We start from the raw sequence: 13712 nt of genomic DNA on the forward strand, positions 1-13712 counted from the left end.
TTACATTCTTCCTTTCAGGATCGTTTCTAAAATAGCCATTCGAATGAATACCCCATTACTTACTTGGTCAAAAATTCTTGAACGTTCGCACTCTACTAAAGTAGAGTCAATTTCAACACCACGATTAACCGGTGCAGGGTGCATTATGATTGCACCATCCTTCATTTGTTTTTCACGTTCACTTGTTAAGCCGTATTGTGCATGGTAGTTTTCCTTAGAGAAGTTCGCATTTCCTTCATGTCTCTCGTGCTGTACACGTAGCAACATAATGACGTCACTTGTCTCGATTAAATCATCCCAACTTTGGTGTGCTTCAAACTCTCCTTGCCATTCTTTTGGACAAACGAAGTTGACATTTGCACCTAGACTGCGCAATGCATAAGCATCTGATTTTGCCACGCGGCTATGTGAAACATCCCCTGCAATTGTAATGTTCAATCCTTTGAATCTTCCGAATTCTTTTTGTATTGTGTATAAATCAAGTAATGATTGAGATGGGTGTTGACCAGCGCCATCACCTGCATTAATCACTGATAGGTTAATTCCCTCCAGTAGTTCCTCATAGTAAGCATCCATCTTATGACGAATCACTACTGCATCAAGTCCAATAGATTCCAACGTTTTCACAGTATCGTACAATGATTCACCTTTTAGGGTGCTTGAAAAACCTGTCTCGAATGGGATAACTGTTACCCCTATTTTGCGCTCTGCCATTTCAAAGCTTGTTTTCGTTCTTGTACTCGGCTCGAAAAATAGATTCGCTACGTTGTATGATTGGTCAAGTTGTGATGGTGCACCGGCTTCTAACTCTGACGCACGGTTTAAAATAGTAGCAATTTGCTCGTTAGAAATATGTTCGATTGATAGTAAGTTTTTCATCATGAGCCTCCTAGTGTATAAATAAAGCCTCCCTAAATTGTAGGGAGGCTGAGGAAGGATATGACAGGATAAGCATAGCGCTTTCGCACATGCTTTCAAATCTATATAACCCTTCTTTGCCTCTCTGGGCAATCTGTTAAAAGGTACAGTATTTAAATATTACTCATCCAAATCAGCGACATCTTTATCGCGACCTGGTAGTACTAAGTTTAATATGACACCAACAATGGCTGCTAGGGCCATGCCTTCAATTGCGAATGTGTCTGAAACTTGCGGGATTTTCAACATTGCGCCACCGATACCAAAGATCAAGATGACGGATGCAATAACTAAATTACGTTTATCATCAAAGTCAACTTTATTTTCAACTAGCATTCGTAGACCACTAGAAGCGATGATTCCGAAAAGTAGAATTGATACACCGCCCAACACTGAAGTTGGGATTGTTTCGATAACTGCCATTGCTTTCGAGAAGAATGCCATGACTATCGCTAAGACTGCTGCGCCACCGATGACATACACACTATATACTCTCGTTAATACTAGGACACCGATATTTTCACCGTAAGTTGTTTTCGGTGGTCCGCCGATGAAAGCGCTAATAAGCGTTCCTAATCCATCACCTAATAGTGAACGATGTAAACCTGGTTCTTTAATATAGTTACGATTTACAACTTTACCTAATACTAATTGGTGCCCAATATGTTCTGAAATCGTAACAATCACGATTGGTACCATCGCTAGAAGTAATGTACTTGTCACTTTGAATTCATAATCTATTCCTGGGATTAAGAAGTCAGGAAGTGCAAACCATTTTGCTTGTCCAATTGCAGTATAATCAATAATACCGATTGCTGCTGAGTATATATAACCAACTACTAAACCGATAAGAATCGGCATTGTGCTAATGATATTTTTGAAGAAGATTGTACAAATAATGGCTGCTGCTAACGTAACTAATGCTGCAGAGAAGTCTGGGAAGCTATATATCTTCCCGCCGTTACCATCTGGAATATTCATCGCCATATCAACTGCGACCGTTGCAAGCCCGAGGCCGATAACCATAATAACCGGTGCTACTACGATGGGTGGTAATATCTTCATAATCCATTTATAGCCCGTTTTCCAAATGAGTAATGAGACAATACCGTAAGTTAAACCGACGAACATCGCTCCAATCATCGCACTACCAACACCACCCGTGTTTGATACAAAGATAATTGGTGTGATAAATGCGAATGAAGAACCTAAGTAAGCTGGGACTTGAAATCTTGTTACTAATAAGAATATTAGCGTTGCGATACCACTTGTTAAAAGGGCCATCGCTGGGCTCAAACCAGTAAGTTTAGGTACTAATATTGTTGAGCCGAACATCGCAAACATATGTTGAGCACTTAGTGTAACAAGTTGGAGTGCTTTTGGTTTTTCATTTATATCTAATACTGCGTTTGTCATATCCTGTTATCCTCACATTCTTTTCCTTACTTATTCGTGAATTGTGACGCAATCTGTAGCATCAACTTCAACCATGTTTACTACGATTCTTTCATTTCCTGATGTCGGAATGTTCTTCCCTACATAATCAGCACGAATAGGTAGTTCTCTATGACCTCGATCGACTAATACAGCTAATTGGATTTGTGAGGGTCTTCCTAAATCCATGACCGCATCCATTGCTGACCTTACTGTTCGACCTGTGTATAGCACATCATCTACAAGTATGATTTTTTGCTCTGATACGTTGTCTGTAATATCAACTTGCTGTACAAGTGGCTCTTCGTTATCTGTTTTCGTTGATAAATCATCACGGTATAGTGTGATATCAAGTTCTCCGGTGCGAATTTCCTTACCTTCAATTCTATTAATCTTTTGCGCTAGCCTTCTTGCTAAATATGCGCCTCTCGTTTTAATGCCGACTAGAATACACTCATCAATACCTTCATTGCGTTCAATAATTTCATGAGCTATTCGAGTCAATGCACGATTCATTGCGGGTTCATCAAGCAATACTGCCTTCTGTGTCATTATTTTTCCTCCTTTCATTATGGGCATAAAAAAACCTCTTGAGCAATTAGCCCAAGAGGATATAGGTGTACTTAAGATATGTCAAAAAAACTTGCATCACAAGGATTTTCCACATTTCACGCATACCTTCTCAGCCTCTCTGGACTGTCTTTAAAGGTGAATATTTAATTTTTTACTACGACAAGTATATTACTCTAGGACTTAAAATGTCAATAGTTACTTTTCAATTCTTTTAATAATTCTTCATAATCCGCTGGTAATGGCGCTTCAAATTCTAAATATTCACTAGTTGAAGGATGTATAAAGCCTAATACACCAGCGTGTAGAACTTGTCCACCAAAGTCGAGTGTTTTTCTCGGTCCATATTTAGGATCACCTGCTAATGGGTAACCAATATAGTTCATATGGACACGGATTTGGTGCGTACGCCCTGTTTCAAGTCTACATTGGACTAGAGTGTAATCCACTCCCAAACGGTCGATAACAGCAAAATGCGTCACAGCGTGCTTTCCATTATCAACAACACCCATTTTTTGACGATCGCGTGAATCACGGCCAATCGGTGCATCTATTGTCCCTTTATCGTGTGGAATATGACCATGAACTAGCGCCGTATAGCGACGAGTTACTGTTTTATCCACAAGTTGTTGTACTAATGATTCATGTGCCTTATCGTTTTTGGCAACCATTAATAAACCAGAAGTATCTTTATCAATACGGTGTACGATACCTGGTCGTGCAACGCCATTAATACCTGACAAATCTTGACAGTGATACATTAGACCATTCACAAGTGTACCAGTTGCATGACCTGGTGCTGGGTGTACGACCATACCTTTTGGTTTGTTAACTACAATCACATCACTATCTTCATAGACGATTTCTAAATTTAAATCTTCCGCCACTATTTCAAGTGGTTCTGTCTCAGGTGGCGTTACTGAAATAACGTCCCCTTCTTTGACTTTATATTTTGTTTTAACAGGCTCATCATTTACCATAACGATTCCGTCTTTTAACCAAGTTTGAATTTGAGAACGTGACCAATCTTGTTGCATTGCTGCAAATGCTTTATCAATACGTTCACCATTCAATTCTTGCATTACTGTATAACTTACTGCTGTCATTGCTTCACCTTTTTCTGATTGAGTTTCTCTTCAAAGAGCATATAAATAATCAACATCACAACGCCAATTGTTAGCGCTGCATCTGCAATATTAAAAATCGGGAAATCATAATTAACAACTGGGATTAGTACATTTACAAAATCCACTACTTCACCGCGAAACACACGATCAATAAAATTACCAATCGCTCCACCTAATATGAACATTAAACTCGCTTGAAATAATGGCTTACCTTTTGCTTCTTTATGAAAATAATAAAGAATACCGATTATTACAGCTACCGTAACAAGTGCAAATAACCAAAATTGTCCTTGCAACATTCCCCATGCTGCTCCGCGATTACGATGCGAAAGAAGTCCAAAATAAGGATCCCATAGCATAATTTTTTCACCAAGTTGCATGTTTTTAACGATATTCCATTTTGATAGTTGATCGATAATAACTACAAAAGCTGCTAGCCCATAATATTTATACACTGCAATATCCTCCGTTTACTCTATATCTTAATCATTTTAACATATCAGAGCTATGAATGAAAAAAACTACTAATAATATACCTCTTTTTGTAACAAAAAGTCTCTTTCAATAAATTCTTGAAGTTACGAAGGCATAACTCCAATTGCTATGGTAATACGAAAGAATTATTCTTCAAAAAAATGAGCAGTCCGATTAATTTATCGGCTGCTCATTTTCTAAACTATGCTTCTGGATAGTATTTTTCTACAACGTCCGCACAGTGTGCACATAATGTTGGGTGTGACTCACTTTGTCCAACTGTTTCTGAAATTGACCAACAGCGTTCACATTTTTCACCTGTAGCTTTTTCTACAAGTACTGCTACATTTTCTACGACTACTGCATTTGCTGGAGCTTGTGCAATTTCGCTACCTACAACAAATTCAGAAACGATATTCAATTGAGCAAAGTTAATGTTTTGATCTGCAAGTAAAGCAGTAGTCACCTCATCTGCAAAGACAGTTACTTTTGCTTCTAATGATTTACCAATTGTTTTAGCATTACGCGCCTCTTCTAATGCTTTTAATATTGCATTACGAACAGTAATGATTTGAGACCATTTCATACGTAGTGCTTCAAAATCTCCATGTTCAACAGCTTCAGGCATATCAGTTAATTGAACACTTACTACTTCTGTATCAGCTAAATATGACCACATTTCATCTGTAGTATGCGGAATGATTGGTGTTAATAATTTTAATAATGCTTGTAATGTATCATACATAACTGATTGCATTGCACGACGGTCTTTATTATCAGTACCTTCGATATATACAACGTCTTTTGCGATATCTAAGTAGAATGAGCTTAATTCAGTTGCTACGAAGTTATTGATTGTGTGATACACGCCCGCAAATTCATAGTTATCATAATGTGTGCGAACTGCTTTAATAACCTCTTGTAACTTCATAAACATAAAACGATCCACTTCACGAAGATCTGCATATGCTACACGATCTGTTTCAGGGTTGAAGTCACTAACGTTACCATGAAGGAAACGTAGCGTGTTGCGAATTTTACGGTACACTTCAGAAACTTGCTTCATGATATCCATAGAAATACGAACGTCAGCAGTATAATCAACTGATGCAACCCATAGACGCAGGATATCGCCACCGTATTGGTTCATTACTTTGATAGGGGCGATAATATTACCTAAAGATTTACTCATTTTACGACCATCGCCATCAAGAACGAAGCCATGAGAAAGTAATCCTTTATATGGCGCGTACCCATGCATTGCAACACTTGTAATAAGTGAAGAATTAAACCAACCACGGTATTGGTCAGACCCTTCTAAATAAAGGTCTGCAGGGTAGCGTAATTCTGGACGCTCATCTAATACTCCTTGGTGTGTTGATCCTGAGTCAAACCAAACGTCCATAATGTCGTTTTCTTTTGTGAATTCACCATTTGGACTACCCGGATGCGTGAATCCTTCTGGTAATAAATCTTTGGCTTCTCTTTCGAACCAAATATTTGAACCGTGTTCTTTAAATAGATTTGCAACGTGTTCAATTGTTTCTTCAGTAATGATTGGTTCATCATTTTCAGCATAGAATACTGGAATTGGAACACCCCATGCACGTTGACGAGAAATACACCAGTCACCACGATCACGAATCATATTGAATAGGCGTGTTTCACCCCAAACAGGTGTAAAGTTTGTATCGCGAATTGCTTGTAATAATTCTGGACGGAATGCTTCGATTGAAGCAAACCACTGGGCAGTCGCACGATAGATAACTGGTTTTTTTGTACGCCAGTCATGTGGATATGAGTGCGTGAAGAATGAAAGTTTTAATAGAGCACCTTTTTCTTCTAAAGCTTTTGTAATCTCTTTATTGGCATCATTATAGAACAATCCTTCAAAACCAGGAGCTTCTTCAGTTAATACACCGCGGTTATTGACTGGGCTTAAAACACCGATATCATATTTTTTACCGATGTTAAAATCATCTTCACCATGTCCAGGAGCTGTATGAACACAACCTGTACCTGCATCAAGCGTCACGTGATCACCGCACATGATAAGTGAATCACGATCATATAATGGGTGAGATGCAACAACATACTCTAAATCTTGCCCAGCAATTTCACGGTCGATTTCGTAGTTTTCCCATTCTAACGTTTCTGCTACTTTTTCAAGCAATCCTTTAGCAACGATAAATTTCCTATCTGCTACTTTTACGACAGCATATGTGAATTCTGGGTTCACTGAAATACCTAAGTTAGCTGGAATCGTCCACGGAGTTGTTGTCCAGATGATAAAACTTTCATCAGTATTTACAACACCTTTACCGTCTTTCACATTAAATGCAACATAGATTGATGGTGATTTGATATCTTGGTATTCGATTTCCGCTTCAGCTAATGCTGATTCACTTGATGGAGACCAATAAACTGGTTTCAATCCTTTATAGATATAACCTTTTTCAGCCATAGCACCAAATACTTTAATTTGACGCGCTTCGAATTCAGGTTTTAGGGTGATGTATGGATTATCCCAATCACCGCGAACACCAATACGTTTGAACTGAGTACGTTGACGATCAACTTGTTCGTAAGCATACTCTTCACAAAGTTTACGGAATTCCGCAGTTGTCATTTCTTTACGGTTTACACCTTTATTTGTTAATGCTTGCTCGATTGGTAGACCATGTGTATCCCAACCTGGAACATATGGTGCAAAATAGCCAGTCATTGAACGGTGACGATTAATCATATCTTTTAAAACTTTGTTTAATGCGTGTCCCATGTGAAGATCACCGTTTGCGTATGGGGGACCATCATGTAGGATGAAAGCAGGACGGTCTTTAGTGCGTTCTAGCACCATTGCATTGATGTCCATCTCTTCCCATTTCTCTTGCATTTTCGGTTCATTGGCCGGTAAGTTTCCACGCATAGGGAAATCTGTTTTTGGCATTAATAACGTATCTTTGTATTCCATAAAAATCCTCCTCTTTTTTAAAACAAATAAAAAACTCCCCATCCCAAAAAAGGGACGAGGAGGAGTTATCTCGCGGTACCACCCTAATTGCGTATCATTAATAAATCATACGCCTCTTAGACACCGTAACGTGGTGTGAGCCGAGATTACTTACTCTGCTTTCAGCAATCTAGTTCCGGAGTGATTTTCCTCATTGAGTATTTAGTCCGAGCTTACACCGTCCCCGAATCGCTTGTCCAGCACTCAAAAAATACTGTCTCCATCATAACTTTTATATTGATATGTTGACATTATAGAAAACTGAAAGCATTCAGTCAAGTATCGTTTACTCAACTGGTGTATCCAGGCGTTCTAATTCTGTTGAATCAATTTCATACTCCAATAAATGATCCCAATCATCTGATTCAATCATATCTAATTGTGCTTCTACAATCATTTTGAAACGATTACGGAATACTTTAGATTGTTTTTTCAACTCTTCAATTTCTAATGCAATACGACGAGCTTTAGATAGAGCTTCGTTAACAATACGATCAGCATTCTTCTCAGCTTCTTTAACGATCAATTTTGCTTCTTTTGTAGAATTACGTCGTACTTCTTCAGCAGCTTCTTGTGCAATGACGATTGATTTTTGAAGAGTAGACTCAATAGAGTTATAGTGACCAATTTGCTCATTTGAAGTTAGCAATTTGCTTTCTAGCTCTTTTTTCTCTTTTAAAATAACTTCATAGTCTTTAATGATTTGCATTAAAAACTCATTGACTTCATCTTCATTGTAACCTCTGAAACCACGAGTAAACTCTTTATTATGTATATCAACAGGCGATAATGGCATTTTCTACACTCTCCCTTATAGCATAATATATATTGTAAACTATTATACAGGTCATTAATGGTAAATACATCGAAAAAACAACAAATTTAATGTAAATATTATGATTTTCTTTCCATTCGACCAATATTAATGCGAATTTTATCTTTTTTTGTTCGTCCTTCAATAGCTTTAATGATAAATCTTCCAAAGCCTCGGATAGATAATAAATCGAGTTCATGCAATTCAAAAGATATATTTTCTCTGATAGTAAAGTTAACCTTCACTTTCCCGCTATTTATAAGCGCTGCTGATTTCTGACGAGAAATATTAAACACAGATGCAATAACCGTATCTAAACGTAACGAACTTACTGTCATCATTTCATCCGTCCAAATTTCCTCATTCGGTAATAACTTTTCAGTTGAATTTAGAGATTCTACATTTACTTTCACTTTTCCAATTGAAGTGAGATTAGCTCTTACATAATCTTCAATCTCAGATGTAATAGCAAATTGGGCTGTAGAGCTGTCTAATCTTATATCCCCAAATTTCTCTCTTCCCAAACCAAGTGATAGTAGCGCCCCTAAAACATCTGGATGTTCAAGCTGAACAAACTTAGATGGATAACGCAAATGAAATACTGTGATTTGATAGTCTTCTTCTACCGGTTCGAAATAGGATGGGTATAAAAGTATTCTTCTACGCTCAGCTTCATCAAATGCACCAAAATAAGCCATTGTAATATCACCCTGATGCCCAATGATTGACTGTACGATATATCGTTGACGCGGATCTAGAAAGTCCGTTAACTTTGGGGTATAACGATTTTCTACTTCTATAAGCCAGCCACCAACTTGGTCAATAAATTCTCGCTCATCTGGGCGAAAATGCTGGAATACCTCTTCCATAACATCCCTCCTCTCTTGACAAAAAAACCCCACATTCATATTGTGGGGAAGAGTGAGATTGACTAAAAAATTAGAGTAAAAATCCATTAAATAAACTTATTACTCCTTGATTTGCCAAATTCAATGCAAAAATTGCGACGATTGGCGAAATATCAATCATACCTAGTGGTGGAATAAAACGTCTAAATATATCTAAATACGGATCACAAATTTTACCTAAAATTTGACCGAATTTAGACTCATATGCAGATGGAATCCACGACATCAAAATATAAACGATAAGCGCAATTGAATAATATGAAATTAATTTTGTTATTATTGTACCTATTATAAACATAAATTATTAAACTCCTCAGTTTGATCAGTCTTCATAATAATATTCAGAGATATTCCCATCAACTTCAACATTGTCAGGTGTACATAAGAAAATATCAGTGCCAATTCGTTTTATATCTCCACCAAGCGCACAGATTGTACCACTCAAAAAATCAATAATACGAATGCCTTGCTCTTTATCAATACGCTGTAAATTCACAACGACTGCACGCTTGCTTTTTAAATGTTCAGCAATATCTTGTGCTTCGGCATAGACACGTGGTTCAGCTAAGACAACCTTAGAAGACTTTTGTGTAATACTCACTAAATTAGGTGTATTTGTATGTTCAGTTGCCACATTCCGTCGCTCCTTGTTGCTTACTTTTTTAACTGCAGGTTGATTTACTACAGCTTGATGAACAGGTTGTGACATGACTCTTTGTTGGCGTTGCTCTTGCTGTTGTGGTTGCGATTGTTGTGATTGCTCATAGTAGTCTCCATCATCTTCTTCTAGTAAAAAAAAGTTCTTAATTTTATCCTTCATGCTCATTAAGAATCCCTTCTTTCGGTGCCAACTAGAGCCGTACCAATCCGAACATATGTTGCACCCTCTTCGACAGCGATTTCATAGTCATTTGACATTCCCATCGATAAATCGTGACATGGTGCGTGAGCATATCCGTTATTTTCGACTTCTAATTGTAGTTTTTTAAGATTTTTAAAAACGTTGCGAACTACTTCTAGATCTTCTGTATTTGGGGCCATTGTCATTAAACCCACTACGCGGATATGAGAATATTGCGATAATTGCTCGATAAATAGTATAACTTCTTCCGGTTGTAGACCATGCTTTGATTCTTCGCCTGAGACATTTACTTGTACAAAACAATTCACAATACGAGTTGCTCTTTTTTCAATTTCATCTGCTAAACTAAGACGATCTAAAGAGTGTAGAAAATCAATTTTATCGATGACTTGTTTAACTTTCCGTGTTTGCATTGACCCAATATAATGCCATACAGCACGATCGGTAATTGTTGCTCTCTTTTCTAACAAGCCTTCCGGTCGATTTTCGCCTAATTGATTTAACCCTGCATCTAGCGCTTCAATAGCTCGTTCAGTAGACACTTGCTTTGTAACTGCGATAATTGATACACCCTCTACTTGTCTATCTCCCCTGTTTGCTGCTTTTTCAATCTTTAGCTGAATTTCTTGTAAGTTATTTATAATTGAAGTCATTTTTTTCCCATCTTTTCAAAGATACTTGTTAACTTATTGTACCAAGCAACGCATGAATTATCAATGAATTGTCATACATTTGACTATCGTGCTTTGACTAATATGACATCCTTCCCAACTACAAGAATATCTTCTATACGAATTTTCATTCCATCATTATCACTTTGTGAAAATTGAAAGAATCTCTTCGGTTCGGATACTACGAATGCTTCAATTAAGCCCGTTTCCTCCGACAATACTGCATCTAGTACAAATCCTAAAAAACGGCCATTGCCTGCTTCAATAATTTCTTTTCTTTGGATATCAGAAAATCTCATCTACATCCCTCCTAACACAGTCTATGAAGGGAAATAGCAAAAAACGCATCAACTTTTAGAGTTTGATACGTCTTTGCCATAGTTATTAATTATCGTATTGTGATATTTGCTTTTGAATTGTTTTGATTGCACTTTTTTCTAGTCTTGAAATTTGCGCTTGCGAAATTCCTAATTCGTTTGCAATTTCAGTTTGCGTTTCACCATAATAAAAACGTTTTGCTAAGATTTTTTGTTGCCTTTCATCTAGCTTCATCACATTTTCTTTCATGGTTACATATGTCAACCATCGTTCTTCAGAAACTGCATTGTCTTTAAGTTGATCCATCATATAAACTGGATCCCCACCATCTGAATAAATCGGTTCATGCAGTGACATTGGTTCTTGAATTGCATCTAAAGCAAATAAAATATCTTCTTGTGGCAAGCCTGTCATACGCGCTAAATCAGATAAAGTAGGTTCACGTAATTGCTCATTGATAAATTGTTCTTTAGCCTGCATTGCCTTATAGGCAATATCACGCAAGGAACGAGCAACACGCAGTGGGTGATGGTCCCGCAAATGCCTGCGAATCTCCCCAATAATCATAGGCACTGCATAGGTTGAAAATCGCACATTATGAGACAAATCAAAATGGTCAATTGATTTCAATAAACCAATACAGCCGACTTGAAACAGGTCATCAGCCTGTTCACCACGATATGCAAAACGCCCTACAATACTGAGCACTAAACGTAGATTGCCCATAACGAGCTGATCTCTTACTTCCTCTTGGCCACTTTGCAATTGGATAAATAACTGACGCATTTCCTCATGCTTTAATACAGGTAACTTTGCAGTATCTACACCGCATAAATCCACTTTTGTTCGCATAGTCATTTCCTCCGGACGTTTCTTTCTTTGTTGTAAGTTCAGTTTGTCCGTTAAGTCGCAGAATATGCGGTGGAAAAATGACCAATTTCAACCATCACATAGTTGGTTGATTTAAATTTTCACGTAATTCATGAATAATTTTCTTCTCTAAACGAGAAATATAAGATTGTGAAATACCGAGATGATCAGCAACTTCCTTTTGCGTCATCTCTTCTCTGCCGTTTAATCCGAAGCGGCACTCCATAATATAGCGCTCGCGTTCTTCCAATATATGAATCGCTTGAAACATATGCTGGCGCTCGATTTTTTTTTCAACATTATCCGTAATAATATGCTCGTCCGTTCCTAAAATATCCGATAATAATAATTCATTACCATCTGCATCTGAATTGAGCGGTTCATCTAGTGACACTTCACCTTTAGTTCGACTAGTTTTTCTCAAATGCATTAAAATTTCATTTTCGATACATCTAGAAGCATATGTAGCGAGTTTGATATTTTTTTCTGTATTAAATGTTTCTATTGCCTTTATTAATCCAATTGAGCCTATACTGATTAAATCTTCAATTGGTGTATTCGAATTATCAAAACGTCTAGCAATATAGACTACTAAACGCAAATTACGTTCAATTAATGTATCTCTAGCACTCATATCTCCTCGCATAAACGCCGCAATAACTTCCTTCTCCTCCTCTTTTTTCAATGGTACAGGCAGCGATTCATGACTTCCTATATAAAAAGTACCCTTCGTTCTCCAAGTAGCGAACTTCTGCTGTAGCCAGTGCCAAAATTTACGAATCATGTAAAAAACCCCTTCCATCATTATTGACAAAGCGTTGAGACATTCAAAATGACATCTACCTGCTGTGGGAAATGATCTGATTCCCTTGTAAGTACAAAAAAACCTGGTGCGATAAAGAAACCATCTTCCCCGTGTACCTCCCACTGATCAAAACGGAACGCGATTCCATAAACCGTTTGCTCTTGTACAGTTGAGAATCGAATAACCGTTAGCTTACTTTGTAGCTCTTTCGGGAACATCGATAATTTGTAAGGATTAGATGATTGCCAACTTTGTAGTGCATTTTTTAGCACAACATCAATACGATCTTCTAACGAGCGCCAAGCAATAAAATGAACAGCCCTTCCAGTTAATGGTTCGATGCAACTATTACCTGTATCGATAAATCCACTTAACTTCCAGCTTACCCCTTGAAACGTCATTGTCGTATCAAATACAAGCCCACGCTCAAGCGATTGCTGTTTACTAACCGTCCATCTATTTTGTAATAGAACAAGCCCGGCAACTGCGATAATGCTACTTGTCGAAGCGAAATAGACAGTTGGCATTTTGAAAAATAGTGGCTCGAGCGCAGTCAATAAACCACCTGCAAATAATGCAGCCACAATGCAAATAATAGAACTTTTGAACCATTTCTTAAAGTGAAATCCAAAAGCACTAATTGTCATCATGACAAAAGCAAAAATCATAGGTATAACAGATTGACCAATAAAGACAACGACGCATGCACCTATTAGCGCGCTTAACAACAATCTTTTTCTCGACACTTGTAATGCACCTATTTTACTTGTAAAGGACAAGACAATGTAATTGAAAATTGTATTGAGCGCTAAGATCACTTCTCCGTACATGACATCGCCTCCCTACTGAAAGGTTAACATCCGACAACTTCAAAAAATGTCAAACCGTGAAGTGAACTTGCAAAAAATTTGCGACAGAAAAAAGTGTATAC

15 protein-coding genes and 1 other annotated feature are annotated in these 13712 nt (G+C 37.5%); all 15 genes read right to left on the reverse strand.

Annotated elements, in window-relative coordinates; genetic code table 11:
* Complete coding sequence (locus ACQKMD_RS02245) at positions 1-879, reverse strand: aspartate carbamoyltransferase catalytic subunit (RefSeq protein WP_427749060.1); 879 nt, start codon at positions 877-879, stop codon at positions 1-3.
* A 159-nt stretch (positions 880-1038) separates the two neighbouring features.
* Positions 1039-2334: a uracil-xanthine permease family protein gene (locus ACQKMD_RS02250; RefSeq protein ID WP_427749062.1), complete on the reverse strand. Its 1296-nt coding sequence runs from the start codon at positions 2332-2334 to the stop codon at positions 1039-1041.
* 30 nt (positions 2335-2364) lie between these two features.
* Positions 2365-2904 carry a bifunctional pyr operon transcriptional regulator/uracil phosphoribosyltransferase PyrR gene (pyrR, locus tag ACQKMD_RS02255; protein ID WP_053417522.1) on the reverse strand — a complete coding sequence of 180 codons (540 nt, stop codon included), beginning with the start codon at positions 2902-2904 and terminating at the stop codon, positions 2365-2367.
* Between the two features lie 209 nt (positions 2905-3113).
* Positions 3114-4028: an RluA family pseudouridine synthase gene (locus ACQKMD_RS02260; RefSeq protein WP_427749064.1), complete on the reverse strand. Its 915-nt coding sequence runs from the start codon at positions 4026-4028 to the stop codon at positions 3114-3116.
* A complete protein-coding gene (lspA, locus tag ACQKMD_RS02265; protein WP_427749066.1) occupies positions 4025-4504 on the reverse strand; it encodes a signal peptidase II in 480 nt (159 codons plus the stop codon). Before lspA ends, ACQKMD_RS02260 begins: the two co-directional genes overlap by 4 nt.
* Before the next feature lie 221 nt (positions 4505-4725).
* On the reverse strand, positions 4726-7494 hold the full coding sequence (gene ileS / locus ACQKMD_RS02270) for an isoleucine--tRNA ligase (RefSeq protein ID WP_427749068.1): 2769 nt from the start codon (positions 7492-7494) through the stop codon (positions 4726-4728).
* A gap of 47 nt (positions 7495-7541) precedes the next feature.
* Positions 7542-7769, reverse strand: a binding site (T-box leader).
* Positions 7770-7819: 50 nt separating this feature from the next.
* On the reverse strand, positions 7820-8329 hold the full coding sequence (locus tag ACQKMD_RS02275; RefSeq protein WP_427749070.1) for a DivIVA domain-containing protein: 510 nt from the start codon (positions 8327-8329) through the stop codon (positions 7820-7822).
* A gap of 98 nt (positions 8330-8427) precedes the next feature.
* On the reverse strand, positions 8428-9216 hold the full coding sequence (locus tag ACQKMD_RS02280; RefSeq protein ID WP_427749072.1) for an RNA-binding protein: 789 nt from the start codon (positions 9214-9216) through the stop codon (positions 8428-8430).
* A gap of 70 nt (positions 9217-9286) precedes the next feature.
* Positions 9287-9553: a YggT family protein gene (locus ACQKMD_RS02285; protein WP_427749074.1), complete on the reverse strand. Its 267-nt coding sequence runs from the start codon at positions 9551-9553 to the stop codon at positions 9287-9289.
* Between the two features lie 24 nt (positions 9554-9577).
* Positions 9578-10081 carry a cell division protein SepF gene (locus tag ACQKMD_RS02290; RefSeq protein ID WP_427749075.1) on the reverse strand — a complete coding sequence of 168 codons (504 nt, stop codon included), beginning with the start codon at positions 10079-10081 and terminating at the stop codon, positions 9578-9580.
* On the reverse strand, positions 10081-10770 hold the full coding sequence (locus ACQKMD_RS02295) for a YggS family pyridoxal phosphate-dependent enzyme (protein ID WP_427749077.1): 690 nt from the start codon (positions 10768-10770) through the stop codon (positions 10081-10083). The genes ACQKMD_RS02290 and ACQKMD_RS02295 overlap by 1 nt, the downstream gene beginning before the upstream one ends.
* Before the next feature lie 83 nt (positions 10771-10853).
* Positions 10854-11087 carry a PRC-barrel domain-containing protein gene (locus ACQKMD_RS02300; RefSeq protein ID WP_427749079.1) on the reverse strand — a complete coding sequence of 78 codons (234 nt, stop codon included), beginning with the start codon at positions 11085-11087 and terminating at the stop codon, positions 10854-10856.
* Positions 11088-11172: 85 nt separating this feature from the next.
* Positions 11173-11958, reverse strand: coding sequence for an RNA polymerase sporulation sigma factor SigG (gene sigG, locus ACQKMD_RS02305; protein WP_038183877.1), 786 nt, complete (start codon positions 11956-11958; stop codon positions 11173-11175).
* A 94-nt stretch (positions 11959-12052) separates the two neighbouring features.
* On the reverse strand, positions 12053-12781 hold the full coding sequence (gene sigE, locus ACQKMD_RS02310) for an RNA polymerase sporulation sigma factor SigE (protein WP_427749312.1): 729 nt from the start codon (positions 12779-12781) through the stop codon (positions 12053-12055).
* Positions 12781-13611 (reverse strand): sigma-E processing peptidase SpoIIGA, encoded by an 831-nt coding sequence (locus tag ACQKMD_RS02315; RefSeq protein WP_427749081.1) that lies wholly within the window; start codon positions 13609-13611, stop codon positions 12781-12783. Before ACQKMD_RS02315 ends, sigE begins: the two co-directional genes overlap by 1 nt.
* Between the last annotated feature and the right edge of the window lie 101 nt (positions 13612-13712).

It is taken from the genome of Viridibacillus sp. NPDC096237 (genome assembly GCF_050278625.1).
Taxonomy (GTDB): Bacteria; Bacillota; Bacilli; order Bacillales_A; family Planococcaceae; genus Viridibacillus.

Coding starts and splice junctions, on each gene's coding strand:
- ACQKMD_RS02245 (WP_427749060.1), bottom strand. CDS start 879: ATGAAAAACTTACTATCAATCGAACATATTTCTAACGAGCAAATTGCT.
- ACQKMD_RS02250 (WP_427749062.1), bottom strand. CDS start 2,334: ATGACAAACGCAGTATTAGATATAAATGAAAAACCAAAAGCACTCCAA.
- pyrR (WP_053417522.1), bottom strand. CDS start 2,904: ATGACACAGAAGGCAGTATTGCTTGATGAACCCGCAATGAATCGTGCA.
- ACQKMD_RS02260 (WP_427749064.1), bottom strand. CDS start 4,028: ATGACAGCAGTAAGTTATACAGTAATGCAAGAATTGAATGGTGAACGT.
- ileS (WP_427749068.1), bottom strand. CDS start 7,494: ATGGAATACAAAGATACGTTATTAATGCCAAAAACAGATTTCCCTATG.
- ACQKMD_RS02275 (WP_427749070.1), bottom strand. CDS start 8,329: ATGCCATTATCGCCTGTTGATATACATAATAAAGAGTTTACTCGTGGT.
- ACQKMD_RS02280 (WP_427749072.1), bottom strand. CDS start 9,216: ATGGAAGAGGTATTCCAGCATTTTCGCCCAGATGAGCGAGAATTTATT.
- ACQKMD_RS02285 (WP_427749074.1), bottom strand. CDS start 9,553: ATGTTTATAATAGGTACAATAATAACAAAATTAATTTCATATTATTCA.
- ACQKMD_RS02290 (WP_427749075.1), bottom strand. CDS start 10,081: ATGAGCATGAAGGATAAAATTAAGAACTTTTTTTTACTAGAAGAAGAT.
- ACQKMD_RS02295 (WP_427749077.1), bottom strand. CDS start 10,770: ATGACTTCAATTATAAATAACTTACAAGAAATTCAGCTAAAGATTGAA.
- ACQKMD_RS02300 (WP_427749079.1), bottom strand. CDS start 11,087: ATGAGATTTTCTGATATCCAAAGAAAAGAAATTATTGAAGCAGGCAAT.
- sigG (WP_038183877.1), bottom strand. CDS start 11,958: ATGCGAACAAAAGTGGATTTATGCGGTGTAGATACTGCAAAGTTACCT.
- sigE (WP_427749312.1), bottom strand. CDS start 12,781: ATGATGGAAGGGGTTTTTTACATGATTCGTAAATTTTGGCACTGGCTA.
- ACQKMD_RS02315 (WP_427749081.1), bottom strand. CDS start 13,611: ATGTACGGAGAAGTGATCTTAGCGCTCAATACAATTTTCAATTACATT.